Raw genomic sequence first — 25847 nt, 5'->3', positions numbered from 1 at the left:
CGTCACACGGACGCGGTCGGGGTGATCAGGAGGTGCGACTCGCCGGTCTCCGGGTGCGGGACGCGAATGGCGCGTACGCCGAACACGGTCTCGAGGACCTCGGGACGCAGCGCGGTCTCCGGCGCCGCGAGTGGGTGGGCGATGCCGTTGTGCAGCACCAGGATCCGATCGCAGTAACGATCGGCCAGCGACAGCTCGTGCAGGGCCATGATCACGGTACGGTTCAAAGTCCGTGTCAGCGCGAGCAATTCGAGCTGATGGGTGATGTCGAGATGATTGGTCGGCTCGTCGAGCAGGAGCACCGGGGTGTCCTGCACCAGTGCGCGAGCCAGCAGCACCCGTTGTCGTTCGCCGCCGGAGAGGCGATGCACCGGACGGTCGGCGAAACCGGCCAAATCGACTGCGGCCAAGGCTTCGTCGATAGCCTGCTGCTCTCGGGGAGACCCTGCCCCCCACGGTGGAAGATACGGCGTGCGGCCCAGCGCCACGACTTCACCCGCGCGCAGATCCGCGGGCGGGCGCTCGTCCTGGGCGACCATGGCGACGGTCTTCGCTCGCTGTCGTGGTGAAAGGTCATGCAGCGCGGTACCGCCCACGAGGACCCGGCCGTGCAGCGGCCGCTGCACCCCCGCGAGTACGCGCAGCAGCGTCGACTTGCCGCTGCCGTTCGGGCCGACGATGCCGACCACTTCCCCGGGTGCGATGTCGAACGCGACATCGGTGACGACGGGCCGTTTCCCCGCGGCACACGCCAATGCTTTCGCGGTCACACCGGCACCGTCGCGGATCGCCCGCGGTCCCGCGGTCGCGGGGCGTTCGCGGAAACCGAAGACGCGCTTCATGATTCCCCGAAGCTGTAGCGCCGGCGGCCCAGTAGGAGCAGGAAGGCCGGTGCGCCGATCAGTCCGGTCAGGACGCCGACCGGGATTTCGGTGGGGCGGCCGAGTGCGCGGGTAGCGGCGTCGGCGATCACCAAGAACAACGCGCCGCAGAGTGCGCTGGCGGGCAGCAGATCGCGGTGGCGAGGACCGACGACGAGACGGGCGGCGTGCGGAATGACGAGGCCGACGAAGCCGATACCGCCGGAGACCGCGACGAGTACGCCCACCAGGATGGCGAGCAGAACGAACAGGGCGATCCGCAACTGCTTGACCGGGACGCCGATGGAGGCCGCGGTGTCGGCGCCGAAGGTCAGGGCGTCCAGCCAGCCGCTGGCGATATAGAGCGTCAGGCCGCTGAGCGTGACGACGATCAGCGGCAGGGCGAGCTTGGTCCAGTCCGCGCCGGCGAGGCTGCCGAGCAGCCAGAACAGCACCGACTGCGCAGCGGCCGGATCCTTGCTACGAAAGATCAGATAGCTGCTGAACGCGGCGAACGCCGAGCCGAGAACAGTGCCGGTGAGGACCAGCCGCAGCGGCGTCAATCCGCCCTGCGCGACCGCGATGACGAAGACCATCGCCGCCGCGGCGAACGCGCCGACCAGGGCACCGGCCGACAGCGCCCAGATTCCGGCGCCCGCGAACAACCCGGACGTGATGACCGCAGCCGCGCCGACACCCGCCCCGGAGGACACCCCCAGCAGGTACGGGTCGGCCAGTGGGTTGCGGACCAGGGTTTGCATGGCCGCCCCGGCCAGCGCCAAGCCCGCGCCGACGATCGCGGCGAGCACGGTGCGCGGCACCCGGAGCTGCCACACGATGGTGTCCAGGCTGAGGTCGACCGCGGTGCCGCCGACCATGCGGTGCCGCAGCACGTCTACCACTGCCGAGACCGGAAGCGTCTCGGCGCCGAAGCCGGTGGCGATCACCATCGCGCACAGCAGCATTGCCGCGAGGGCCGGCAGGGCCACCGCGGTTCGAATACGGACCATCAGCGGTATGTCCGGGGCTGGAGCCGGGCTCGGCGTCTGCCGCCGGATCGCTGCGCGAGGCGTTTCTCATTAGGCAAGTCGCGGCCTTTCCAGAGTTCGTCCCGGCGAGGGAGGTCTGACTTTCGCCCGATGAGGACGATCACAGTGGCGCGACCGTTCCGGATTTGCACCGGATTCCCGCACCCGCCGGGAATGACGGTGAAACCTTACCGCTGGTCTGGTTCCCGGTCGGCGTCGGGTTTATCCCCGTTGACACCGGTAAGTCCGTTGGCGGACCACCCGTTTCCGAGACACAGTGGAGTGATGTCGCTGTTGGACGATCGACACCCGTCCACCGTCACCGACTACGACGACGCGCGACGCCGGGCCCGCTGGCGGGACACCCGTCTCGGCCACGACTGGACGACGCTGCGCCGCACCCGGCTGACGCTGGTCCGGCTCTGCGTCGTGCTCGTTGCCGTGCTGGTCGTGTTCGCCCAGTACTGGACTTTCGACATCGCACCGGAACGCGCCCGGCTGGCCCGAACCGAACCGGCGATCCTGCCCGTCGCCACCCCCGCCGACCAGCGCAACTGGGACTCCGTCGTCGTAGACCTGGTCGGACTCGGCAACCTGAACGCGAGCAACACCGCCGCCGCCCTGCCGTCGCTGAGCAGACTCGGCGTGGTGTGGGCGATCAAATACGACAACCGGGGCATCGACACCAAAGTCATCGCGGATCTGATCGTCCGCGCCGCGCTCATGTCCGGCCTGAAGAACGTGGTGCTGGTCGGACACAGCATGGGCGGGGTCATCGCACTGGAGGTCGCCCGGCACATCCACACCGGCAGCGACCGCCGCCTGGTCGGCGTGCTGCTGGACTGCACCCCCATGGATTTGAACGCGGTCCGCGAGGAGAGCCGGGGCCGCGGCGAGGACATGGTGCGCTGGATGGGCTGGCTACCCGGCGCGCGGGAAAGCCGCACGCTGCGCCTGATCGTCGAAATGTACGCTCGCCGCGGCGAATTCGTCGACCGCGGCCTGAACGGCGCACCGGGCATCCGGATGCCCGAACTACGCGAGGTGATCGAACGCGTCCTGCACGACAAAATCTTCTCCGAGGACGCCGCCAGCAACGGACTCATCGAATCGCAGTTCCTGACGATCGTCGCCGGCGGCGCCCTCAGAGACCTCGACGCCCTGTCCCGCCCTTTCGAGGGCAAGCCCCGACCGGCAATCGTGTACCTGCGCCCCCGCGACGCCGAACGCGACCGAGTCGTCGACGTCGAATATTCCCACCAGGTGCTGATCGAGCGGGCCGGCGGTGTAGACGGCACACTGCTGGTGGTGAACCCGCGAAACACCGGTCACGCCAACCCGATTCAGCGGCCGCGTGAATACAACCAGGTGATCACCGACCAGGTGCTGCCGTTTGTGCGGCGCTATCAAGAGCAGGCGCGAGAAGCCGATGGCGCGGCCGCCTTCCGCTGATCAGCGTGATTCGCCGCCCAGGGTGAACGGGATGTCGGGGTCGGGTGCCGGTGGTATTGCCGCACTGTCCGGCCTCGCCACCTCGTAGGCGGGTGGCCTCGGCGAACTGCGTGCCTGTTCCGCGTGGTCTCGGTGCTCCGGGTTCTCGTCTGCGGCCTGGCCGATGCGTAGCCGATCGTCGGGCTCGGGCGTCGACAGATCACCCACACCGGTGACGACTCGACTGTCGTTCCACATTGCCGCCCAGGTGGCGACGGTTTCCGCGCGGGTGCCGCCGACCAACTCGGCCAGCGACTTCCGGTCACCGTTCTCGGTGCGGAACCACTCCCGGCCGGTTTCGTCGGTCCCGTCGTAGGACGCTGTCCGGCCGTCGACTTCGAAACTGTTGCCGCCCAGATATTTCACCGTGTAGGCATGTGCGCCTACGCCGTGCTGGTCCACCGTCGTGCGCTGGTCGAGCACCCAGGCGATCGCCCCGGCTCTGCCCTTCCGCATCAGGCCGTCGACCAACTTCGCGTGGCCGCGATCGCCTGGCCCGCCGAACCCTTCCGGTCGCGCACCCCGCAGGAACTGTCGCACGACGCGCCATGGGAATCCCGCGGGATTCTGTGGCTGGATGGGTGGGACATAAATGTCGGCGTCCCGCTGATCCGCCTCGATCCGCCCCAGTGAATCGGATACACACGTGTTCACCGGTGCTGTTGACGGCGGTGTGAGCCCGGGGTATTGGATTCCTTCTCGCCGGCGCCCGGTGAACATCCCGAACAGCGACCAAGCCGAACGGAATCCGACGTTGTGGCGCCATACTCGGCCATCGTGCTGCCACGGCCGCCAGCGCGTCGATTCATCGAGTATCCAAGGCATCGGCTCGCGGCTCACGTCCCAGCTGTCGCCTCCGTTCAGTTCGGGACGGTTCTTGTCCCAGTCGAAACCGAGAGTCTTCCCGTTCCGGTTGGCGTCCTCCCAGGTGTTATCGGGTTTGGCGGCGAGATAGCCGGCTTCGTGCAGGAGATCTTCGAGCATCAGGATGTCCGCGCGTAGCGGCACGCCGTTCTCCAGGCGGTTGAGTGCGGCGACGAAATCCGGTACGGGATCCAGCCGCGCGCGCCGGTGCCGATCGGCGGCAAATCGGTATTCATTGCTGATCGCATGATCGAGAACTTGTTCGAGGGCTGCCCGCAGTTCGGCTTTCGGTCGGATAGCGCCCGCTGTGTCGCGCAACCAGGTGGAGCCGTCCGGACGCCGCGGCATGTGCGAACCGTCGTGGTCGCGCACCCATCGGTCGGTGGTTGTCGAGAAGATCCAGGTGCGCTTGTCGCCGCCGGAGTACCGATCCGGGTCGTCCACCGCGTGTTCCACAATGCGGTCGAGGACCGCGTCGCGATGCTGATCGATCCAGTTGTATTGCTCGACGGTCCACTCTTGCAGACGATTCCAGCGCTGCTGGAGCAGCTTCTGCTGTTCCCGCAGTGAATCGATATCGCTTTCCGGTGAAATGTTCGAGCGCTGATGCCGGTGGTTCCAGGATCGGCGATCGCGCGACTCGTGTCGCCCGGCCAACACATCGACGGAATCCTGGTCGCTGATCGGATCCTGTCCCTGGTGATGCAGCGGGTAGTGGTAGTCGACGAAACTACCGTCCGGTGTCTGGAACAGCAACGGATCGTCGTGCAAGGGTTGGGGGTTCGTTTGTCCCTGCCGGAACCAGGGATATTGTCCGGCGGAGCGGAAAAACGGTAGCCAGCGGGCGGCTGAATAACGCTGATGCCGGGTTTCCAGCGTCCGCATGCGCTCGCGCAGTTCGTTCTGGCTGATCGTGCGAGCAGCCACCTGCTTCCACAGCTGCCGGCTTTCCGCATTGAGGTCGGGGTCGACGCTCGGTACCCGGCTTGTCGCCCAGACCGCGAAGCGCCCGAGCCATGGGCGGTGCTGGACGAAGTCCAGCGTCCAGGGATGGCGAAAGGCCTGATTCTGCCCGAAGATCGTACTGAGAATGGAGGCGTGGAACACGTTCTCGCCGAGATCCTGATGCGTGACTTCAGCATCTGCTGGATCGAGGAAGTCACCACCCGGCGCGAACGGCAACCCCTTGGGAAACAGCATCTCCGGCCGCGGATCGTCAGCTGAAAGCCCTTGCAGCAAGCCCGCTTCGATGGCGTCTCCGACGGGCACGCTGGCATATTTGTTGAGGCCGGGGATCTCGCGGCGCTCGAGCGGAGAAGGTCTGAACGGTCGCCACTGCTCGGCGGCGGTGGTGGGCAGCGGAGCCCACTCGTCCCACCGCTTCGGATACTCCCTGGGAGGTTCTTCGCCAGCGTTCGCAGGCTCCTCATCCGCGGGCTCCTCAGCATCTGGATCGGGCGGCGGCAGGTTCGGCCTGGGTACTCCGACAAGGGGCACTACGCCGGTCAGTTCGAGGTTTCCGGTCGCGATCGGAACAGCACGCCAATCCCCGCCGCTGTCACGCCACAGGGTGATATCGGTGGCTTCGCCGCGCAGCACAGCCAGATTGCGGGGCACAATGATTGCCGGCCCAGGCAACCGTTCGAGCTGATACCGGCCGTCCAGGTCGGTGACAAGCCGCCGATATTCAACCGTGGTCGCGGCCTCGCCGTTCGGGTTGTCCTGCTTTATCGCTTGTGAGACACCGGAATCCAGCTCCAAGGCCGCCGCGAATGCCCGATCGAAGTCGGCGGGGGAGTCCGCCGGCAAGCCGATCACGACGATACGGGGATCGGCACCGGATATGTACAGCACGGAGTCGGTCACCTGGCGTCCGCCGGCCTCGGCCAGCCGAGCCTCCATCGCGCGCTTCCGGGCCAGTTCCGCCGCCGAACCGGCAGTAGCCGGGAGGTCTTGGGCGGCAACCCGGTCTGGTGGTCCGAAGGCGGCGATCCGGCGGTCGAGATCGGAGATCCGCCGATTCAGCTTCTGGACCTCGGCCTCCAGGTCATTGAATCGCTCTGCGGCGGACTGCAAATCGGCCAACGCGCGACCGGGCACCGGATGCCACGGCCCAGGCCGGGATGATTCCGCCGTCACGCCGAACGGATTGTCGGGATCGCTGTAGACGGGGTCCGCGGCATCATCGACTTCCCGCGCCATCATCGCCTCGAGCGTGGAAGTCAGCTCGTCCGGGCTCAACGCCCGCTCGACAGCCGCGCGATCGAGGCCGTGTTCGGCAGCCAGATGTTGAGTGGCGGGCAAGTGGTCTCGCCGCGAGCGGACTCGATCGCGTTCCCGCTGAACCTGTTCGCGTCGCGCGGCCAGTTGGTCCCGCTCGCGAGCGAGTGCGGCTGGACTCGGCGGCCCTGAACCACTCTCGGCCGCATCATCATCCGGCGTCCGGCCGATACGCAGCTCCGCATCGGGCAGACGCGCTCCGGGATCGCCGACACCCGTGACCACCTTGCCGCCCTGCCATACGGTCGCCCAGGTTGCCGCCGTCTCGTCGCGGCTTCCGCCGGTCAGATCCGCCAGTGATACCCAGTCGCCCTGTTCGGTCCGGAACCATTCCCGCCCGTACTCATCGGTTTCCTCGTAGATCACGGGGCACCCATCGACCTCGAATCGCTTCTCGCCCAAGTACTTCAGCGTGAACGCGTGTGCGCCCACACCGTGCTGGTCGACTGTCGCTCGCTGGTCCAGCACCCATGCCATCGCGCCCGGACCACCTTCGGTCATCAGACCCTGGACGAGCGCGGCGTGACCGGTGCCGTTCGCCGCGGTGAACCCTTCGAGCTCAGCGCCGCGCAGCAGCGGCCGAGCGTCCCGCCAGGTCACCCCGGAGAGGTTGCCCGGTTGCCGGTCCGGCACATCCACCACGTCACCTTGGTCTGCGGCGACCTGGCTCAGCGAATCGGGCACACAGGAGTTGGCTGTCGCGGCGGCGGTCCGGCCGCTGTCGAGTCGCGTTTCCGTCAGGTCATTCCACGGCGGTGTGGAGCCGTCGAGTATCTCACCCTGAGGTGCTGACGCCCGCTCGGTCAATTCCGACCAATCTGCTCGCGGATGACCCCCGGCGTTGATCGCGGTCACAATCGAGTCCGTCAAACCCGCAGGTATATCGTCGATTTCGCCCACGCCGGATACATCGGGACCGATCAACTCCGGTAGGTCCGGAGCGGGCAGACCCGCTTCCTCGTACGCCGTGGACCACTCGTCGTCGAGCACTTCGTCGGCGACACGGGCGGTCAGGTAGTCGAGATCCAGATGGTGGCCGGCCCGCAGAATCGACACGAGATCGTCCAGATCCTGGGGAGCACCGCGACCGAGGGCCATGAGCTTGAAGAGAATCATGTCCTCGACGGTGATCACACCGCCGACCGCGCGATCCACCGCGATCTGTTCGGCCATGTCCTCGGCGACCAGCAGGTCGATCCCGGGCCGCGGCCCGCGCAAATAGATCGCGTACACCTGGTTGCTTCCCTCGGACTGCGGTAGCACCTCGTACTCCGGGAAACCCGTGGTGATCCGGGCGACGAGCTCGCTCGGATCACCGGTGACGACGAAGTCCGTATCACCGGTCACGCGCGGTTCGCTGCGATACATATTCGCGGCAGCACCGCCGATCAGCATCGCCTCGACGCCCGAATCGCGCAGTCGCTGCTGAATATCGAAGGCCGTGTCGTCCGTATGTGATTCGGTACCACCGTTTCCGCGCAACGTCTCTCGCTGCTCGCGCCACAGGTCGTACAGACTCTGCTGCCCGGAATTCGGGTCACCCCACATCACCGCGCTGTAGGCCTCGGCGAAGGCTTCTTCGAGGTTCAGCGTTCCGTCTGGGTGGAAACAGTACGGAATGAACTGTCCGTGCAACCAAGTCTCGAAGGTGACGGAGTCCGCTGCCTCGGCGCGCTGATATTCCGTCCGGAGCCGGTCGGCGGCGTGGGAGGCGACGTAGTCCTTCAACTCCGGCAGGTATTCCAGGGCCACATGGCCGAATTCGTGGGCGAGAGCCCGGTTCGGCAGATCTGCACCGGTGCCGTGCATTTCGCCCATCGCCGCCTCCATGACGGCTTGGCGGCGCGCCTGCTCGATATCGCCCAAGGTTGCTTCGTCCAGGCGGATATCGAACGCGCCATCGGTGTACCGGCGCGTTTCGGCAAGCCGGTCGAGATCGCCGAGGCTGATCTCCGACGGTTTCACGTCCGGGTGGAATGCGTGTGCCGCCGCGACGGTATGCACGATCTCGCGCATCACAGGGACGCCGACGAACGGTGAGTTCACCAGTTCATCGGTCAGCCGGATGCCGTAACGTTCCGCCACCAACCGGGCCATCCCGGCCTTTGCGGTGTGCTCCTCGACCGATAGTTCGGGTGCCGCCGGGGAGGCACCGGCAAGCCTGGCTTCGACTTCCCGAACCAGCCCGGCGGCTAGTACGTCAGCGCCCGGGGTCGCGGCACCGGCGGCTCGGGCCGCGAACGACTCCGGGAGCGCCACAGACATTTTGATCCACCGTCGTGCTCCCGCTCGCGGGTCGATCCGGCAGCGCTCGCTGAACTGCTCGTCCAGCCATGCCTCGAAGACGAACCGATCGACCCCGTCACCATGGATGGCGCGGCACAGTTCGTAAAGTTCCAGCCTGGCCTTCGCGTTCACCCGCGGTCCCACGATATCGGCAATCGCCTGTCCGACCAGATACGCCGCTGCGAAACGACCCGGTTGATCTATCGAATAGCCGTGCACTGCAACTAGTTCCGATAGCGAATGCCGGTCGGTGAGGAGACGTTCGTTCACCACGATAGTCAGCACGAGACCGTTCGGCCCGAACTCGGTCCGCACAGAGCCGAACACGTCGGTTTCGAACAGGCCGGTACGGACGGTGCCGCCTTGCAGCCATTCGTTCTGATGGACGAGATCTGCTATCGCCGCTTGGAATTCAGTAGCTGTCCGAGGATCCACCTCGGGCGTCGGATCGCTGCCGGGGAGATCGGGTCCACCGCTCCGCGGCCCGGCGGGTGGATCCGGCGGGGAATCGAAGCGCTGCGGGTGTTGATCCGGATGCCGTCCAAGCTGTTTCGGGCTGTTCAGGCCGAGCGGATGGCTGGTGGGTAAAGGCTCTGGTAGACGCGGACTTTCGGAGCCGGAGCCGGAAACGGGTGTAGCCGAGGCTGTGAAGGTGGGCACCGGTTGCCTGCCGGACGGGGCGGCGGGCTCGGATGCGTGCGCCGCCTGCACGCCGACTGGAATTCCGCTCAGGGGCACGGCGCCGGCCAACACGTTTCCGGCGAATGTTGGATGGTAGTTCGCTTGGACGGCAGTACGTTTCGCTGCTTGCGGCACCGTGAGGTCGAACATAGTGGAATGTCCACCGACACCGACTTTGCCGGATTCGGTGACCATTACTCGAACGCGAGGCGCCGAAGAGGTGTTTGTCGGCTGCGGTGTGAATCGCACCCGCAGCGGCCCGGTCGACTGCTGTGTGGCCGCCACGACCGGCGGTATCAGCTGGGCCGCAACCTGATCCAGTTGCTGAGTGGTGAGGCCGGGTATCAGGGCCTCGAAAGACTCGAGGGTGGTCGCCAGGTCACGGGTGATCGAATCGGGATGCACGATCGTTGTGGCGGGTTCCGCTGCGGCACTGACGGTTTCGACGTCCGCGCTGGAGTTGGCCGACGGGTGCGCGGAGGACGGCGACGCGGTTGCGTTCGCGGGCGTGGACGATGCGGTGCCGGAAGCGGCGGCAGCGTTCGGTGCGGCGGTGGCTGGTACCCCGGCCTGCGTACCGGATATCGGCACCATGCCGGAACCCGCGGCATTCGACGTGTCCCCAACCGGATGCGCCGACGCTTGGACCGCCGGCTCGGTCCCGTCCGAGGCAAGTCGGAACGGCGACAACTCCTCCGGGCGAGCCTGGATCGTCCCGTCGACCTGTTCCAACATCGCCAGGCGCGCATGCTGGTTCACCTGCGGATTGGCATCGTCGCCCGAGGTGGTCGCCGACGCGGTCACAGCCTGATCGGTTCGGTCGATCGCCGAGTGGGCAGCGGCACGTTCCGACGATGACAGTGGCTGGCTGTCTACCTGCTTGTGCTGGTTTTCCACCATCGTGTCGGCGCGGGCCTGCGCTTCCATCGCACTCATCCACGGCTTCTGCGTCTGCATCTGCTGGGCGGCCTGCGCGATGGACACACCGGCGTGATCGGAGGTGCCCTTCCAGCCGTAGACGGCACTGGGCGCGGCACCGGAAATGACCCCGCCCAGAAGGGCTTTCGGATCCCACTGGCCGGTGACCAGCGCGGCGGTGACGCCGCCGGTCAGTCCGGCGATCCCGCCGACCGCGAGCCCCTGCGTCAAGCCGCCCAGCCGGTTCACGGACAGTCCTGGAATTTTCGCGAACTGCCGGTGCGCGATGTGTCCACCGAGTCCGCCGCCCGCGCCGGCGAGCGCCGAAACCCCGGCGTTGACTGCCACTCGAGCCCAATCGATGCCGTCCTGGCGTCCGGAGTTGATCAGCACGGTCTGCGCGCCGAGTTCCTCGACCGTGCCCTGCGCTGCCTCGGTGATTCCTTCTTCGATCAGTTCGGCCGCACCGTGCGCGATCACCACGGTGGGCACCTTGTGGGCACCCAATCTCAGCAGCTGGTTCGCGATCTTTCGCACCAGCGCCTGGCCCAGTCGCTCGAAGAACTCCCGGGCGACGGTGAGCGCCGTGATATGGATGAGGGGCCCGGCCGGTCCGGCGAGCACGGCCCACGCGATCTCCGCGACCAGCCAGCCCAGGGCGATGTATCCCTGCACCTTCGCGCTGAAAATATCGTCGCTGTACTCATACGTTGCCGTGGCGGCCTCGGAAAAGCCTTCCGTCAGGGCGATTCCGCCGTCCAACAGCCCGCGCAGCGCATCCTCGATGGCCGAGCCGCCGTCTCCGCCCGCGTACGCGGCGGCATTGGATCGGAGGGCGGTGTAGATGGCGTCGGACACTTCCTCCCCGAGCAGGACCTCCGCGACCTCGGCCAGCCTGTCGCCCAGTGCCTCGAGCATGTCCTCGTCGGCGTGCGGCCAATCCGCACCGGCGATCCACGCGTGGTCGATCGCCCATTCCGGAAACGGCAAACCCACTGGTACTTATCCCCATCCTCTATCCGACACTTCGGATTCCGCGCCGTCAGCGGCTTCCTCCGCAGCGTCGAAATGCCATTGGGGCGGCGCCTCGTCGGGGACGGCGGCCACCTCCGAGCGCGCACCGGCAACCGGCTCGGAACCATCGGTTTCGTTGTCCGCCAATGTCATTCGGGCCGGCGGTATGGGTGGTGTCGCGGCTTGCAGATCGGGCATCCCGGCGACCAGATCGGACAGTTTCGGTTGCCGGGCCCGCTCGTCCGCGATCGGCGCCAGCAAGTTCTGGAGTTGCCGGGCGGCGTCGGCGGCGGCAGCCTGCGCGACCGCGGTCACCGCAGCGCCGAGTTGTTCCGGTGTCATCGCGCGGAAGTCACCGGAGAATCGGGTGTCGATCACCTGGCCGTCGGCGTTCACCGTGACCGTGATCGTTTCGTCGGTGGTGGTGGCGGTCGCGGTGATCTGCGCGCGCTGCTGCGCGACAGCACCGACCGCCCGCATCCGGCGCTGGAAATCATCCAACATCCCGGCCAGTTCGCCCTTGGCGGCGCGCCTGTCTCGCAAGGCCCCTCCTACCGGCGACCGAAGTTCGACGCCGACGATTCGTCGGTGGCGCTCAGCATTGTCACGGTCATGTCCTGTGCCTCGGTGACATCGGCGCCGGAAGTGGCGCAACTGGCAGCCGCTTCGATCAGCAGGCTCATGTACTCCCGGAACCCGGGGTCACCGTCACCTCCGTTGGCGAAATCAGAATCGAAACTGTCACCGCTGTAGGTGGCATTGAACTGGTCCAGACATGCTTGACCGGCGTCGGCCGCCCGCTGGAATCCGTCGCGTACCCGCTCGGTGTCGCGGCCGGCCAGCCGCATAGCCTCGAGGTCGACTTCGATTTCACTGCTCATCGGTTCACCTTCTCCTGCGTCATGTGCGCTGTGGCTGCGCTGCGCGCTCGTCCTTGATTGCCCGGATGACCCAGGCGATCTCGCCGTTGAGCCGGGAGATCAACTGCCTGGTATCGACTCCCATGGCGACGGGCGGGTCATCGTTGGTGATGATGTAGCGCCCGTCGTCGGCCACATCCCGCCACGCCAGTGCTCGCCGGGCGATGCCGCGCGGACCGAAACGTGAATTTCCCTGTTCGATTCGAATGATGCCGAGGCGCTGCACAGGCGCGTTCGAGAACTCGCCGAGAGCATCGGTTTCCGGGCTGACCTCGGTTTCGCGCACCCACGACTGCCCGTAGTCGCTATCGCTGTTCTGAAGTGTGGTGGGGAAGGTCAGCTGTGCCCGCCGCCCGCCCGGACATTTCGGCAGATGGGCCACGACCGCGTCGGCCATGTCCAATGCGTTGTATTCGGCGACGGTGAATCCGCCGCTGTGCCAGATCGTTTCGCCGGGAAGTTGCGTGAGGACGAAGCATCGCGGGCCGCTGCGGGCGGCGTGCAGGCGGATCCGGCCGCGCGGATCCTCCGGATCGGCTGCCGCGCATCCGCTCACCGTAATTCTGAGATCGGGCCGGGCCACCGCGGTCAAAACGTCCTCGACCGATCGATCCCAACGCGCCCGAAGGTTCTCTCGGGTCTGTGATTTCGCCCGCTCGGCCTCGTGCAGGAACTTGGTGCGGCTGGTGTAGACGAACGGCGCCGGTAACCGATGTTCGCGCAATTCCGCCCAGAGGACAACGAATTCCAGATCCGTGAAGCGCCACCTGCGACTCATTGAACCGGCACCGTCTGCGGCGCGGGCCGCTGCGGTGTGGGCGCCTGCTGGGCGGTGGCCTCGGGAGCGGGTGTGCGGTCCGGCACCACGACCGGGATCGCGTGTGCGGGCGAGGACACTGCCGGGGCATTCGTCGCGCCCGCGACCGGCCGCGTGGTTTCCAGCGCCTGACCGATCGCTTCCTCGATGTGCTCGGCCGACTCCAGATACATGGGGCGCTTGTGCCGTTCATCGTCCTTGCCGCGGGCCGCGGCGCCCGGGGAGCCCGTCGCTCCGGGCGAACCCGCGGTGGGGTATTGCGCACCGCCGGCTGCGGTCCGGCCGGCGGTCTGGAAGTCGGTCCCGCTCACGCTCGCGCGCGGAAACAGCTTCGCCGCATCGGCCAGTGACCGGGTATTGCCCGGATCGGAAGCCGCACCAGCGCCGCTACTCATACCCGAGGGCCGCCAACCTGCCAGTGGAGCCGTACTCTGCCCCAGCGAAGTCGGCACGCTCGCAAGGGGATTCGTTGCGAGCGGCATCCCGCCTGAGTTCTGGAGCGCTTCCTGGAGAGTTTGAGAACCCTGCTGTGCGAGTTGTTCGAGGGCGCTCATACCCTGCTGCGCGGCTTGCTGGGCCGACTGCTGCCATCCGGTCGAGTCTTGATCGGGGGTCCGGTCCGCCGGCGCTGTGTCCGAGCCTGCCGGGTGCGTGGTCGGTGCCTGGTCCGCAGGTAGTTCGGACGGAGAAGCATTTCCCGGCCATGCGTCCGGTTCGAAGGCGTCTGGATCGAGCCCACCGCCGCCCGCGTCTAGTCCACCACCACCGCCCGGGTCGGCGTAGTCGGTGCCTCCCGGATTCTCGTTGGGGGTGAGGTCGGGAATAGTGAGGTCTCCCACCGTCGGGTTGGGCGGAATAGGAATCTCCGGTATGGACTTGTCGGTCAGCAGGATGTTCTCCACGTAATTGGCGCGGAAGGCCTCGCGGTAATTATCCAGCTCGACCAGGAAGTCATCGACCGCGTAGGGGCGCATCCATTCACCTTCGATCTGGGTGACGTTGTCACTGAGGGTGTGGATTCGTGAGTAGTCCTGGAACGCCGGCATCGCATTCTCGGTTTTGCCGGCCCACTCCGCGATGAAATGGATGAGATCGCCGGTCAACCGCACCGCGTCGACGGTTTTTCCGGACTCGGCCATGAAGGTGTCGACGGCCGCGACGGCCGCCGTAGCTCCAGCTCCTTGCCACGACTCGGCGGTGATCGCCGCCAGTCGTTCCCTGGGGCGCAGCAAAGCCTGCTCCACCAAATTGGCCATCTGCCACCAGCGCTCGGCTGTGGATTCGAACTTCGACACGATGTTGTTGTCTCGGATCGACTGGCCGACGTCGAAAAGCTGGTCCCAGCTCATATTGTCCGCGTCATCGGAGAGCGGGCCGAGGCTGGCGGGCAGGACACTTTCGGGTACTTGGGTCCGGAGGCCGTCCGAGAGCCCCTCCGGCTTCTCGCCTCCGGTCCAGCTGAAAGGCGATTCATTACTGCTGATGAAGGGCAGATCCATGGTCATGGTCGGCGCGGTGAGGGAGTCGAATCCGGCGGCGGAGACCTCCTCGGCTGCCTCGTATGCCTTGCCGGCGGCGACCAACGTGTCGTAGATGTCCGACATGACGCCGCGCATGCCGTCCAAGGCGTCGGTGAGCGCGATCGTTCGCAAGTTCACTTTCCCCATCGCGGTCAACCAGCTGTTGAGGCCCGCTACCCGATCGACCCCCACCCCCATCCATTGAGCGCCGTTATCGATGCCCATCAGTTGCCCGATGGCCTCGTTGAATGCCGTGGCCGCCGAGTACGCGGCGCCGTTGTCGACCAGTAGCTGCCCCTGCTCTTGGGCGATCGTCGACAAATCACCCCACCCGAGCGCCGTCCCGCTTGTGAGTAACTCGGTCAGATCGACAGCAGTCTGCTCGCCGTCCCCATCTGCCATTTTTGATCTCCTACAGCACTCGATCTACCCCGCAGTGCCGGGCCGGCGACAAATCGCCCGGCGTCTGGACCCTTCGAGTGAAGCAGCTCCGAGCTTGCTGGAGAACCGGATTTCGTGCCTGCGCAACGGTTTTTACAATCATTTGAGGAGCCGGTGTCGATGCATTCTCGGTTTTACAGAGATTTGAGCCCCGCACACCGTGCGCAACGGAAACCGTCTCATTACGGTGATCCGAGTGAGTGACGCATCAGGATGGGCCGCCATCGACGACGCCCTGCAGCGGTTGTACGGGAATTCGCGACCGTTTCATCTGGGTACGAAGCAGCCGTGGGCGCTCGGCGGACCCGATCCGCTGGACGGCATCAGCATTTTCACGCGTACCGAGCCCGTTCCGCATTGGCACTACATCGGTTACGGGATGTCCGAGCTGTATGAGAAGGAATCGTCGAACCCGGAGATTTCGGGATGGGGGTTCGAATTCACGGTTCGGGTCGCGATGCGGGCGGGTGACGCGCAGCCGCCGATGTGGGCGGCCGTGCTGTTGCAGAGCTTGGCGCGGTATGTGTGCGACAGCGGGAAGTGGTTCGAAGCCGGGCATACGATGAAGGCGGCCGGTCCGATCGGCGGGGAGGACAGTGCCCTGCGCGCGATGGCTTTCACGCTGGATCCGGAGCTCGGTGCGATCGAAACACCGCACGGCAGTGTGGAATTCCTGCAGGTGGTGGGGTTGACTCTGGCGGAGTACGAAGCTGCGCGCGGCGGTAACGGGGCCGCCGTGCTGGCGTTTCTGGGGAACCAGTTGCCGCTGCATGTCACCGATGTCGGTCGCGGAACGCTGATCGGGCAATAACCGGGAACACGACCGCCCGGCATCGTCGATGCCGGGCGGCCGGAAATTTTTGGGGTACTGGAGCAGTCGCTACTTGAGCAGGGCCTCGGTCAGTCCGCAGACCTTCCAGTCACCGCTTTCCTGCACCAGCTTGTAGGTGAAGCTCTGCTTGTTCGTCTTGCCGGCGACCTTCACGCTGATCTCGGTGGTGAAGGTGCCGCTGCTGGCGCCGCTGGCCACGTCGACGCTCTTCAAGGTGCTCGTCGAGTCGATCTTCGGCACGTTGGTGGGGACGGTGCCGGTGGTCTTGACGCTGTCGAGCTTCGCCAGATCGGACTTGCAGACCAGATTCTTCTTGTCGCCGGTGCCGTTGACCCAGGCCTCGGCCACTTCACGCGGGCTCTTGGAGGAACCGCCGATGCCGCCGTCCTCGCCGGAGAACAGGAAGAAAGCGCCCACGAGCACGATGACGATCAAAAGGGCGCCGCCACCGAGAACGATCGGCAGGGTCTTGTTGCCGCCGTTGCGAGGCGGGGGCGGGAACTGCTGGCCATAGGGCTGCTGGCCGGGCGGGCCGTACTGCGGAGGCTGTTGTCCCGCAGGTCCGTACGGTTGCGGCGCACCGTAGGGCTGCTGTCCGCCGTAAGGCTGCGGGGCCCCGTAAGGCTGTTGTGCGCCATAGGGCTGCTGGGGCTGCCACCCGCCGGGCTGATTGTAGGGATTGGGTGGTTGAGGTGCGCTCATGCGAGTCCTGCGAATCCTATCCGTGCTGACAACAGACAACGGCCCCCCGGGGCCTCCGCGATTCAACCATGCCCAGCCCAAAACAGTTACTGCGCGGCAACGGTTTTTACAGTCGGTTGACCTCGCCGGGATGAACGAGCGGGCCGAAGTTGCCGGTCAGCGTGGGCGGTGATGCGACGTCGCGGTCCCCGGAATCCGGGACCGCCCCGAATATCAAAGCATCGTAAGACGTTTCGCCGGGTCTTGTGAACGCGTCTGTCCACGAATATGCATAGCGGGTGGGCAACGACAGTGGCTGCGCCGGTGCTGCCGGAAGTATTGCGACCGATCAGCAATCAGGACAGGATCGGCACGTGCGGGTGGTGGTAGTCGAGGACGACGACGATGTGGGCGAGGCCCTGGTCGAAGTGTTGACCGAGCAAGGATTCGAGGTGGAACGCAAATCCCGGGGCGCGGATCTGCTGCTCGCGCATCGCAATTACGACGCCGTGATTCTCGATCTGGGGTTGCCCGACGCCGATGGACTGCAAATTCTGCGGCAGTTGCGTGAGGTGAGCGCGATTCCGGTGCTCATCCTGACCGCCCGCGACGACGAGCGCACCATCGTGCGCGGTCTGCGCGGCGGCGCGGACGATTATCTCGTGAAGCCGCCCCGCATCGGCGAATTGGTCGCGCGGCTGGAACTGGCGACCAGGCGGGCCGTCGCGACCACCGGCCCCGAGTTGACCGAAGTGGTCACCGGCGATGTGCGGGTCGATCTGGTGGCGCGGCAGGTCGAGGCGGGTGGGACGGTCGTGGTGCTGACACAGAAGGAGTTCGACCTGGTCGAGGCCCTGGTGGAACGACCGGGTGCGGCGATGAGCCGCGAATATCTGATGGACCGGGTGTGGGGCGATGCCTTCGCGGCGGTATCGCGGTCCCTGGACGTGCACATCTCCACATTGCGCGCCAAGATCGGCAGGCCGGGTCTGATTACGACGATCCGTGGGTTCGGGTACCGCTGGGGCCTGTGAGATGAGGGTGCGCTGTGCGACGGCGATTGTTGTCGATTCTCCTACTGTTCGCCGCGGTGGCCAGTATGGGGTTTTCCTGGCCGCTGGGCGCGTCGACGTTGACCGCGCGCACGCAGCAGTTGTGGTTCGACCGGTATGTGGATGCCGAATGGTTCGGCGATCTGGCGCACGAGGCGATCGCGACCGGTAACTCCGCTGCCTTGCGCACCGAGGCGGATCGCTACCGGGAGCTGTATACCGACAAGGTGCTGGTGGTCGGCCCCGGCGGCGAGGAGATCGCCAATACCGGTGTGGACGCGCGGAATTCGGAAGTATCGGCGTTGCTGACGGCCGCCCGTAGCAACCGGCATGCGGTGCGGCCGCCGCATCGGCTGCGCCCGTGGGATCCGGACACGATGCTGATCGCGCGGCCGGTGGGGACCGGAATGCGTATCGCGGGCGCGGTATTGCTCGAGGTGTCGACGGTGCGCGCCAAACGCGATATCACCGATCGGATCGCGCTCATCACGGTCGGATCCTGGACCGCGCTGGCGCTTTTCGCCGGTCTGGCCCTGCTGCTGAGCCGCTGGGTGCTCAATCCGCTGGCGCGACTGTCGGATTCGGTGGCCGAACTCACCGCCACCCTGCCCGAGCCCGCCACACCGGACGACAGTCCACCCCGGTACGGCGGCCCGCCCGAGGTGCGGGATCTGGCGCGTTCGATCGAGGTGATGGTCCGGGCGGTCGGTGACGCGGCGGACGCGCAGCGTCAGCTGGTCGCCGATACCGCGCACGCTATCCGTAATCCGTTGACCGCCTTGGCTGTCCGGCTGGAATCGCTGGGCCGGGTGATACCCGAGCAGGGGCAGCAGTCCTTCACTCGGGCCAGCGCCCAGGTCGAACGACTGAAGGCGATTCTGGACGGGCTGCTGAAGCTGGCCGTCGCGGAGACTCCGGTCGGTTTCGGTGCCGGACAGCTGGATTCGGAATGGCCGACTTCGTGTGCGGCCGCGCGCGTCGTGCAGGATCGGGTCGATACTTGGCGGCCGGCCTTCGCGGACGCGGGAATGACTGTGGCAGCGGACGTTTCCGTGGACCTGCCCGATCGGGTGGCGGTCGAGGAGGGGGTGCTGGTGCAGATTCTCGATGTCCTGCTGAGCAACTCGTCGCGCTACGCGGGTAACGGCGCGCACACCGAGGTGCGGCTGGCGGTCGATCAGCGGTGGGTGACCATCTCGGTGTACGACGACGGCGTCGGCGTCGCGCCGGACGAACTCGGCAAGCTGACGACCCGTTTCTTCCGGGGTGCCACAGCGGCGGCGGGTGGAACCGGACTGGGGTTGCCGATCGCGGCCGCCCTGACGCAGCGGCATCAGGGCGAGTTCATCGTCTCGGCGGCGTATCCGAACGGGCTGCACGTGACGGTCCGGCTGCCGCTGGTTCAGCCGTGATTGTCGCGGTAATAGGCCGCGGCGGCCGGATGCAGGGGGACGCCGCCGGTGCCGACCAGCCAGCGCCGATCCAGGAAGTGGAATCCCAGCGTCTGTTCCGAGATCAGCGAATCCGCCTTTTCCAGCAGTAGCGCCGTGATGGCGGTTACCGACGCGTCCGCCAGCCCGGGTGCTGCCAGCAGCACATTCGGGACCCCGACGGTCCAGACCTCGGGAGCGCCGGGATAGGTGTCGGCCGGAATCACCACGCGGTCGTAGTGGTAACCGAACCGTTCGTGCAGCGGCAGCGCCCAGTCGCCGATATCGACGAGCCGGGCCCGGTCGGGAACGCCCACGTCGGGCGTGGGAATGCCGCCGCCCCAGAAGACGGCGTCGATCTGCTGGGTGCGCAGTCCCGTGATGCCGTCGGACAGCTGGCGGGAGTGGGCCACGATGTCGGTCGCCGGATCCATTCCGGCCACCCGCAGCAGGCGTGCGGCGGTCATGGCCGCGCCGGACCCCTGCACTCCCAGATCGACGCGCTGTCCGCGCAGATCTCGGAGCCCGCGGATCGGGCTGTCCGCGCGCACGGCGAGTTGGATGTATGTCTCGTAGAGCCGCCCGATCGCCGGCAGGGTGGTGTGGGCGGATTCCAGCGAATCGGCAAGTGCCAGTGCGGCATCGAGAGCACCCGCGGCCAGCAGCTCGAGGTTCTGCCGCGATCCCGCCGTGGCGATCGGCTCGATCCGCACGGTGCCGGTCTCGGCGGCGGCTTTCGCCAGCAGTCCGGCGAACTCGTGGAAGAACCCGCCCACCCGTCCCGAACCCAGCCGGACGACCGGAACATCGCCGCGCCCTTGGCATCCCGCGGCGAACAGCAGGGCCGTCGTCCCGGCGAGGAACCGGCGTCGGTCCAGCACGCGCTCTCCTGACTCTCGGCCACAATCGCCGTCATTCCAGTCAGCCGGCGGGCAGGTGTCAACCGCTCAGCGGACGCCGGTGCCGAGCAGATGCCGCACGCCGGCCACGAACAGTTGCAGGCCGAAGTCGAAACGCGCTGTCGGGTCGGCATTCTCGTCCAGCGGAGAGGCACCGTCGGGCAGTGCGCCGACCGAGTCCATCTGCATGCGCGACTGTTCGTCGACGGTGTGCCCGAGCACGTAATACAGCAGCGTGAACGCCGTGAGTTCGGCTTCGTCGCGGGGCATGCCCGCGCGGATCGCGGCGCTGACGAAGCGTTCCCGGCCCTTGCTGGTGGTCAGCCGGGAAGCGTAGGTGGCCGATACCAGTTCCGCGCCGTCTCGGTAGGCGAGCAGCGAGTTCCGCAGGCGGTGCGCCAATTCGCTGATCTGGCCGGACCATTCAGTGGCGGTGATCGGATCCTCCATGGGCGCGAGGATTTTGTCGGCGACCGCGCCGAGCAGCGCCTGCTTGTTCAGGAAATGCCAGTACAGGGCACCAGGCTGCACCTGCAGCGAGCCCGCCAGCCGCCGCATGGTCAGGTCGGCGAGGCCGTACTGGTCCAGGATGGCGATCGCCCCGTCGACCACGTCCGCCCGATGCAGTTGCAACGCCTATTCCTCCCGCACGTGTTTTGACTCACTCTCGAACCTACCCTAGCCTGAACACCGTTCAAGTTGCACGGAGACCTCGTGCACGGCCGGACGAAGGGACTTCCCGCAGTGACCCAGGCACCCGTAGATACCTCGATTCTGTCGATCGCCCGCGAGCAGGTGCTCGAGCGTGGCGTCGGCCTGACCCAGGAGCAGACGCTCGAGGTCCTTCGACTCGGCGACGACCAGCTGGAGGATCTGCTGGCCCTGGCGCACGAGGTCCGCATGAAGTGGTGCGGTCCCGAGGTCGAGGTCGAGGGCATCATCTCGCTCAAGACCGGCGGCTGCCCCGAGGACTGCCACTTCTGCTCGCAGTCGGGCCTGTTCCAGTCGCCGGTGCGCGCCGCCTGGCTCGACATCCCGAGCCTGGTGGAAGCCGCCAAGCAGACCGCCAAGTCCGGCGCCACCGAGTTCTGCATCGTCGCCGCCGTGCGCGGGCCCGACGAGCGGCTGATGGCGCAGGTCGCCGCCGGTGTCGAAGCCATTCGCAACGAGGTCGACATCCAGGTCGCCTGCTCGCTGGGCATGCTCACCCAGGACCAGGTGGATCAGCTCGCCGCCATGGGCGTGCATCGCTACAACCACAACCTCGAGACCGCCAAATCGCACTTCCCCAAGGTGGTCACCACGCACTCCTACGAGGAGCGCTGGGACACCCTGCGGATGGTGCGCGAAGCTGGCATGGAGGTGTGCTCGGGCGGCATCCTGGGTATGGGCGAAAGTCTGGAGCAGCGCGCCGAATTCGCCGCGCAGCTGGCCGAACTCGAACCCGACGAGGTGCCGCTGAACTTCCTCAACCCCCGGCCCGGCACCCCCTTCGGCGACCTCGAGGTGCTGCCCGCCTCCGACGCGCTGCGCGCCGTCGCCGCGTTCCGGCTCGCGCTGCCGCGCACCATGCTGCGCTTCGCCGGCGGCCGCGAGATCACCCTCGGTGACCTCGGCGCCAAGCAGGGCATCCTCGGCGGCATCAACGCCGTCATCGTGGGCAACTACCTGACCACTCTCGGCCGTCCGGCCGAAGCGGACCTGGATCTGCTCGGCGAGCTGAAGATGCCGATCAAGGCGCTCAACGAAACTCTGTGAGCCAGCGGCCTCCGGTAGAACAGGGTGGGTAATGTCATGGCTGTGCTTCCTCAAAACATGAAGCTTCCGCACAACACGGACGAGCGCTACAACCCGTTCACCGGGAAGCGGATCGTGCCCGGACTCGAAGACGCGGTTCCGGCCGCCGCCGCGCTCGGGCTCGAGCCGCCGCGTTTCTGCGAGCACTGTGGGCGTCGCATGATCGTGCAGGTGAGCCCGGATGGCTGGTGGGCCAAATGCTCCCGGCACGGAGTGCTCGACTCGACGAGTCTGGAACGCCGCTAGTGCCGGCCGCCGGCAGCGGAGTGGTGTACGGGCCGGTCGCTTTCGGCGTCCGGCGTGAAGTGCGTGCGGCGCTGCTGATCGGCGCCGCGGTGGTGACGCTCGGTATTGTCGGTGGCGTCGGATGGAGTTTCCTCGCCCCCGCCGAGCATCTGCTCGTCACCCAACCGGGCCGCGGCGCTCCGCTGACGGGCGAGAGCACGCACCAATTCGACGCGCTCGCGATCTTCGTCTGCCTCGGTTTCGTCGCCGGCGTGCTGTCCGCGGTGGCCGCGTGGCGATGGCGGGCGGTGCGCGGCCCGCTCATGCAACTCGGGCTGCTGCTCGGGTCGCTGATCGGCGCCTACGCCATGAAGTGGTTCGGCGAAACCGTTGCGGAATGGCGTTTTCCGCGGCCCGCGGACCCGGCGGTCGGTCAGATCATCGCGCTGGCGCCCGGGGTCGGCAGTTCGCTCGCGCTGATCGTGCAGCCCTTGGTCGCGTCGCTGCTGCTGATGTTTCTCGCCGCGTTCAGTTCCTCGGAAGATCTGGGCACCGGTTTCGCCGGACCGTTCGGCACGCAGGGCCCGGAACTCGATTTCCCGGCCGGCGGGGATTGGCCCCCGACCCGCTACGACGAGCCGGTCGCGCACGGCGCCGACGGCTCGGTGACCTACGCCGACGGCACCGTGGAATACCCCGACGGCAGCACCTCCTACCGTGGCGGCACCGATTCGGTGCGCGAGTCACGGCCTACCCGCTGACTGTTGGCCGAACCGTTGCTCCGCTGTGGGCACAGTCGTACCAGAACGCCCTAAAATTGGGTTACACGCTGTGCGTTCAAGGAGGAACGAGTCGTGGCGTTCATCGGTAGCGGCCCGGTTGTTGAGGAACTCGACGCCAAATTCTGGAAGCTCGCCGAACCGGTGGTCTACCAGGGCGAGAGCCAGGACTTCACCGTGCCCGCGGGATTCCGCACCGACTTCGCTTCCGTGCCACGCGCATTGGTGTGGCTGATTCCGCGCTACGGGGCCTACACCCGCGCCGCCATCCTGCACGACTACCTGCTGCACTCCCACGTGGTCAGCACCGCCGACGCCGACGGGATCTTCCGGCGCGCGCTGCGGGAACTGGGAGTCTCCGTGCCACGACGCTGGATGATGTGGGCCGCAGTGCGTTCGGCGAACCGGCTGGCGGGCGCGACACCCGGCGACCTCGGCCGGTTCGTCTTGGTGGCGACACCCTCGGTGGTGTTCCTCGCTGTTCCCGTGCTCGTGGTGAGCGTGTTCCTGTGGATCTTCTGGTTGGTGGAGTTGGTGTTCTGGGCCGTCGCGCGGTTGAGCCGTCGCACCGCGGCCCCTCCACCGCAGCCGCAGATGAAGACGGCTTGAGCGCTGCCCGCCGGAAATTCGGTGGAGCATGGGAACCTGCCCGGCTACCGTGGCTTCAGCGTGTGAGAGGAGGTCCGGACATGAAGCGAACGAACAGTGCGAGTGCTGCAGGCACAGCACAGCAGGCGGAACGCCCGGACCTGACCGCGTGGAAGATGCGGCACGAGGTGCGGCGTTCCAATGCCGCCCAGCCGATTCCGAGTAACCGGCAATATCGCCGTACTCGCAAGCACCGCCATCGCAACGACGGCTGAGTCGTCCTCGCCGTCCGGTCCGGAACTCCTGTGTGCGCCGCTGACCTGCACATAACCGATCTAATTCAAGAACTGGGGAACCCGTGGAGGCTGGATCTCCAGCATGTCTCCGATGGAACCGCGACGTCGACTGTCACGTCGGCGGCCGCAGCGCCGCGAACTCGTCCGTCACCCGGATCTCGGAGTCGGTGTAGCGGTAGAGGGCGGCGGGGCGGCCACCGGCGCGGCCGGGTGGGGCGGTGGCGCCGGTGGGGGTGATCACCTTGCGGCGGGTCAGGACTCGTTGCAGGTTGGTGGTGTCGACGTCGTAACCTAGGGCGGCGCAATAGATTTCGCGCAGTGTCGACATGGTGAAGCGCTCCGGGGCCAGGGCGAAGGCGATGTTCGTGTAGGAGAGTTTGGCGGCCAGGCGGGTGCGGGCATGCGAGACGACGGTGCCGTGGTCGAAGGACATCGCGGGCAGCGCGGAGACCGGGTGCCATGCGGTGTCCGGCGGCAGCCGGGGGTCGGCCGTCAGGGGCACCAGGCCGAGGTAGGCGGAGGCGATCCGACGGGCTCCGGGGACGCGGTGCGGGTCGCTGAACACCCACACCTGTTCCAGGTGGGCGAGTTCGCGCACGTCGACCTTCTCGGCGAGTTGCCGGGCGGCGGAGGCGTCGAGATCCTCGTCGTCGCGCAGCCGTCCGCCGGGCAGTGACCAGGTGCCCTTCTGGGGGTCGAGGGCGCGTTCCCACAGTAGGACCGAAAGTTCGTGCTTTTGGTCGGGTGCACACCGTCGTACGCCGGTGTTATCGCCTCGACCTGGGGCGATGGCCGGATCGACGGGGCGAACCTGGAACACCGCGGTCAGCGTTTCGTGAATGGTGCTACTATGGGCCACGTTTTCGATTGTAAGTCGAAAACCTGGTTTGGTGCGAATCGGCGAGGAGGCCGAACGCGCGACACAAGGGTGAGCCCGTCGATGGTGACGCGGTTGCCGCAGGAAGGGAGCCATCATGGCGAGCATGGGTGCGTTTACGGCGCCTCCGCTGATGGGGCAGGTGTTCGACGGTCCGTCGGGATACACCGGTGTCGAGGCGACGCCGGAGTGGGTGCAGGAGGTGAAGCGCCTCGCCCGCGAGCGCAACGCCACGATCCTGGCGCACAACTACCAGCTGCCCGAGATTCAGGACGTCGCCGACCATGTGGGCGACTCGCTGGCGCTGTCGCGCATCGCGGCCGAAGCGCCCGAGGACACCATCGTGTTCTGCGGGGTGCACTTCATGGCCGAGACGGCGAAGATCCTCAGTCCCACCAAGACCGTGCTGATTCCGGACCAGCGCGCCGGCTGTTCCCTGGCCGACTCCATCACCGCCGCGGATCTGCGCGCCTGGAAAGCGGAGTTCCCGGACGCGGTGGTGGTGTCCTACGTGAACACCACGGCCGAGGTGAAGGCGCTCACCGACATCTGCTGCACCTCGTCCAACGCGGTCGACGTCGTCGCCTCCATCGATCCCGACCGTGAAGTGCTGTTCCTGCCGGACCAGTTCCTGGGCGCGCACGTCAAGCGGGTGACCGGCCGCGAGAACATGCAGATCTGGGCCGGCGAATGCCACGTGCACGCGGGCATCAACGGCGAGGAGCTCACCGAGCAGGCGCGCACCCACCCCGACGCCGAACTGTTCGTGCACCCCGAATGCGGTTGCGCCACTTCGGCGTTGTATCTGGCGGGGGAGGGCTCCTTCCCGGCCGACCGGGTGCACATCCTGTCCACCGGCGGCATGATCGACGCGGCCAAGCGAGCCAAGTCGACCCAGGTGCTGGTCGCGACCGAGATCGGCATGCTGCACCAGCTGCGTAAAGCCGCGCCGGACATCGACTTCCAGGCCGTGAACGACCGCGCCTCCTGCCCCTACATGAAGATGATCACTCCGGCGGCGCTGCTGCGCTGTCTGGTCGAGGGCGCCGACGAGGTGCACGTCGATCCGGAAATGGCGGCGCTGGGCCGCAATTCGGTGCAGCGGATGATCGAGATCGGTAACCCCGGCGGCGGCGAGTGATGATCGCGCCGGTGCGTACGCGCACCGGCGCGGCACCGATCACCGGTCCGGCCGGCCGCATCGATCGTGCCGGGTAGGGCGCGCTGTGTGCCGGTGCGCCAAGGGGATTCGCTGACCCCGTTTCGTCGGC

21 protein-coding genes and 1 riboswitch are annotated in these 25847 nt (G+C 66.9%); of the genes, 10 read left to right on the top strand and 11 right to left on the bottom strand.

The annotated features are described in order from the left end of the window. Positions 1-2 precede the first annotated feature (2 nt). Both BJ987_RS32660 and BJ987_RS32655 read right to left on the bottom strand, forming a co-directional pair. Positions 3-842, bottom strand: a complete 840-nt coding sequence (locus BJ987_RS32660; protein ID WP_209896900.1) for an ABC transporter ATP-binding protein — start codon at positions 840-842, stop codon at positions 3-5. After that, a complete protein-coding gene (locus tag BJ987_RS32655) occupies positions 839-1870 on the bottom strand; it encodes a FecCD family ABC transporter permease (protein WP_209896899.1) in 1032 nt (343 codons plus the stop codon). The genes BJ987_RS32660 and BJ987_RS32655 overlap by 4 nt, the downstream gene beginning before the upstream one ends. 75 nt (positions 1871-1945) lie before the next feature. Continuing rightward, positions 1946-2075, bottom strand: a riboswitch (adenosylcobalamin (AdoCbl) riboswitch). 98 nt (positions 2076-2173) lie between these two features. Here BJ987_RS32655 and BJ987_RS32650 point away from each other — a divergent pair. Further along, entirely contained in the window at positions 2174-3340 is a 1167-nt protein-coding gene (locus BJ987_RS32650) for an alpha/beta fold hydrolase (RefSeq protein WP_209896898.1), read from the top strand. Here the strand turns inward: BJ987_RS32650 and BJ987_RS32645 are convergent, their stop codons facing one another. From BJ987_RS32645 to BJ987_RS32625, 5 genes are read right to left on the bottom strand one after another with little or no spacing between them, the layout of a single operon-like run. Next, the gene (locus tag BJ987_RS32645) at positions 3341-11404 is read right to left on the bottom strand and encodes a WXG100-like domain-containing protein (protein WP_209896897.1); all 8064 of its coding nucleotides are present in this window, start codon (positions 11402-11404) and stop codon (positions 3341-3343) included. It abuts the gene before it with no gap. A 6-nt stretch (positions 11405-11410) separates the two neighbouring features. Further along, positions 11411-11965: a YbaB/EbfC family nucleoid-associated protein gene (locus BJ987_RS32640; protein WP_209896896.1), complete on the bottom strand. Its 555-nt coding sequence runs from the start codon at positions 11963-11965 to the stop codon at positions 11411-11413. An 8-nt stretch (positions 11966-11973) separates the two neighbouring features. Further along, positions 11974-12303, bottom strand: coding sequence for a hypothetical protein (locus BJ987_RS32635; protein ID WP_209896895.1), 330 nt, complete (start codon positions 12301-12303; stop codon positions 11974-11976). Between the two features lie 19 nt (positions 12304-12322). After that, positions 12323-13120 (bottom strand): ESX secretion-associated protein EspG, encoded by a 798-nt coding sequence (locus BJ987_RS32630; protein WP_209896894.1) that lies wholly within the window; start codon positions 13118-13120, stop codon positions 12323-12325. Continuing rightward, entirely contained in the window at positions 13117-15081 is a 1965-nt protein-coding gene (locus tag BJ987_RS32625; RefSeq protein WP_209896893.1) for a hypothetical protein, read from the bottom strand. Before BJ987_RS32625 ends, BJ987_RS32630 begins: the two co-directional genes overlap by 4 nt. Before the next feature lie 235 nt (positions 15082-15316). On the opposite strand from BJ987_RS32625, the gene BJ987_RS32620 reads away from it, so the two are divergent. Next, a complete protein-coding gene (locus BJ987_RS32620; protein ID WP_209896892.1) occupies positions 15317-15931 on the top strand; it encodes a suppressor of fused domain protein in 615 nt (204 codons plus the stop codon). Between the two features lie 69 nt (positions 15932-16000). Here the strand turns inward: BJ987_RS32620 and BJ987_RS32615 are convergent, their stop codons facing one another. Next, positions 16001-16654 (bottom strand): DUF3824 domain-containing protein, encoded by a 654-nt coding sequence (locus BJ987_RS32615; protein WP_209896891.1) that lies wholly within the window; start codon positions 16652-16654, stop codon positions 16001-16003. Between the two features lie 353 nt (positions 16655-17007). Here BJ987_RS32615 and BJ987_RS32610 point away from each other — a divergent pair, with 353 nt between their 5' ends. Both BJ987_RS32610 and BJ987_RS32605 read left to right on the top strand, forming a co-directional pair. Beyond that, positions 17008-17667, top strand: a complete 660-nt coding sequence (locus tag BJ987_RS32610; RefSeq protein ID WP_209896890.1) for a response regulator transcription factor — start codon at positions 17008-17010, stop codon at positions 17665-17667. A 65-nt stretch (positions 17668-17732) separates the two neighbouring features. Further along, complete coding sequence (locus BJ987_RS32605) at positions 17733-19097, top strand: sensor histidine kinase (RefSeq protein WP_245366238.1); 1365 nt, start codon at positions 17733-17735, stop codon at positions 19095-19097. Here BJ987_RS32605 and BJ987_RS32600 read toward each other — a convergent pair. Beyond that, positions 19088-19996, bottom strand: a complete 909-nt coding sequence (locus BJ987_RS32600; protein ID WP_209896888.1) for a TAXI family TRAP transporter solute-binding subunit — start codon at positions 19994-19996, stop codon at positions 19088-19090. The genes BJ987_RS32605 and BJ987_RS32600 overlap by 10 nt on opposite strands. Before the next feature lie 66 nt (positions 19997-20062). Continuing rightward, a complete protein-coding gene (locus tag BJ987_RS32595; RefSeq protein WP_209896887.1) occupies positions 20063-20647 on the bottom strand; it encodes a TetR/AcrR family transcriptional regulator C-terminal domain-containing protein in 585 nt (194 codons plus the stop codon). Positions 20648-20758: 111 nt separating this feature from the next. Between BJ987_RS32595 and bioB the strand changes: the two genes are divergently transcribed. From bioB to BJ987_RS32570, 5 genes are all read left to right on the top strand, one after another. Beyond that, a complete protein-coding gene (gene bioB / locus BJ987_RS32590) occupies positions 20759-21772 on the top strand; it encodes a biotin synthase BioB (RefSeq protein WP_209896886.1) in 1014 nt (337 codons plus the stop codon). A 57-nt stretch (positions 21773-21829) separates the two neighbouring features. Further along, positions 21830-22057 (top strand): biotin synthase auxiliary protein BsaP, encoded by a 228-nt coding sequence (gene bsaP, locus BJ987_RS32585; protein WP_209896885.1) that lies wholly within the window; start codon positions 21830-21832, stop codon positions 22055-22057. After that, the gene (locus tag BJ987_RS32580; RefSeq protein WP_307869829.1) at positions 22057-22797 is read left to right on the top strand and encodes a DUF2567 domain-containing protein; all 741 of its coding nucleotides are present in this window, start codon (positions 22057-22059) and stop codon (positions 22795-22797) included. The genes bsaP and BJ987_RS32580 overlap by 1 nt, the downstream gene beginning before the upstream one ends. A gap of 93 nt (positions 22798-22890) precedes the next feature. After that, positions 22891-23424 (top strand): DUF1353 domain-containing protein, encoded by a 534-nt coding sequence (locus BJ987_RS32575; RefSeq protein ID WP_209896883.1) that lies wholly within the window; start codon positions 22891-22893, stop codon positions 23422-23424. Positions 23425-23504: 80 nt separating this feature from the next. Further along, positions 23505-23678 (top strand): hypothetical protein, encoded by a 174-nt coding sequence (locus tag BJ987_RS32570; RefSeq protein ID WP_209896882.1) that lies wholly within the window; start codon positions 23505-23507, stop codon positions 23676-23678. Between the two features lie 133 nt (positions 23679-23811). Here the strand turns inward: BJ987_RS32570 and BJ987_RS32565 are convergent, their stop codons facing one another. Further along, positions 23812-24489, bottom strand: coding sequence for an NUDIX hydrolase (locus BJ987_RS32565; protein ID WP_372446960.1), 678 nt, complete (start codon positions 24487-24489; stop codon positions 23812-23814). 184 nt (positions 24490-24673) lie between these two features. Between BJ987_RS32565 and nadA the strand changes: the two genes are divergently transcribed. Next, positions 24674-25717 carry a quinolinate synthase NadA gene (nadA, locus tag BJ987_RS32560; RefSeq protein ID WP_209896880.1) on the top strand — a complete coding sequence of 348 codons (1044 nt, stop codon included), beginning with the start codon at positions 24674-24676 and terminating at the stop codon, positions 25715-25717. The last annotated feature ends 130 nt before the right edge of the window (positions 25718-25847 follow it).

This window comes from Nocardia goodfellowii (genome assembly GCF_017875645.1).
Lineage (GTDB): Bacteria > Actinomycetota > Actinomycetes > Mycobacteriales > Mycobacteriaceae > Nocardia > Nocardia goodfellowii.
This window is presented reverse-complemented; position numbering and strand designations above follow the sequence as displayed.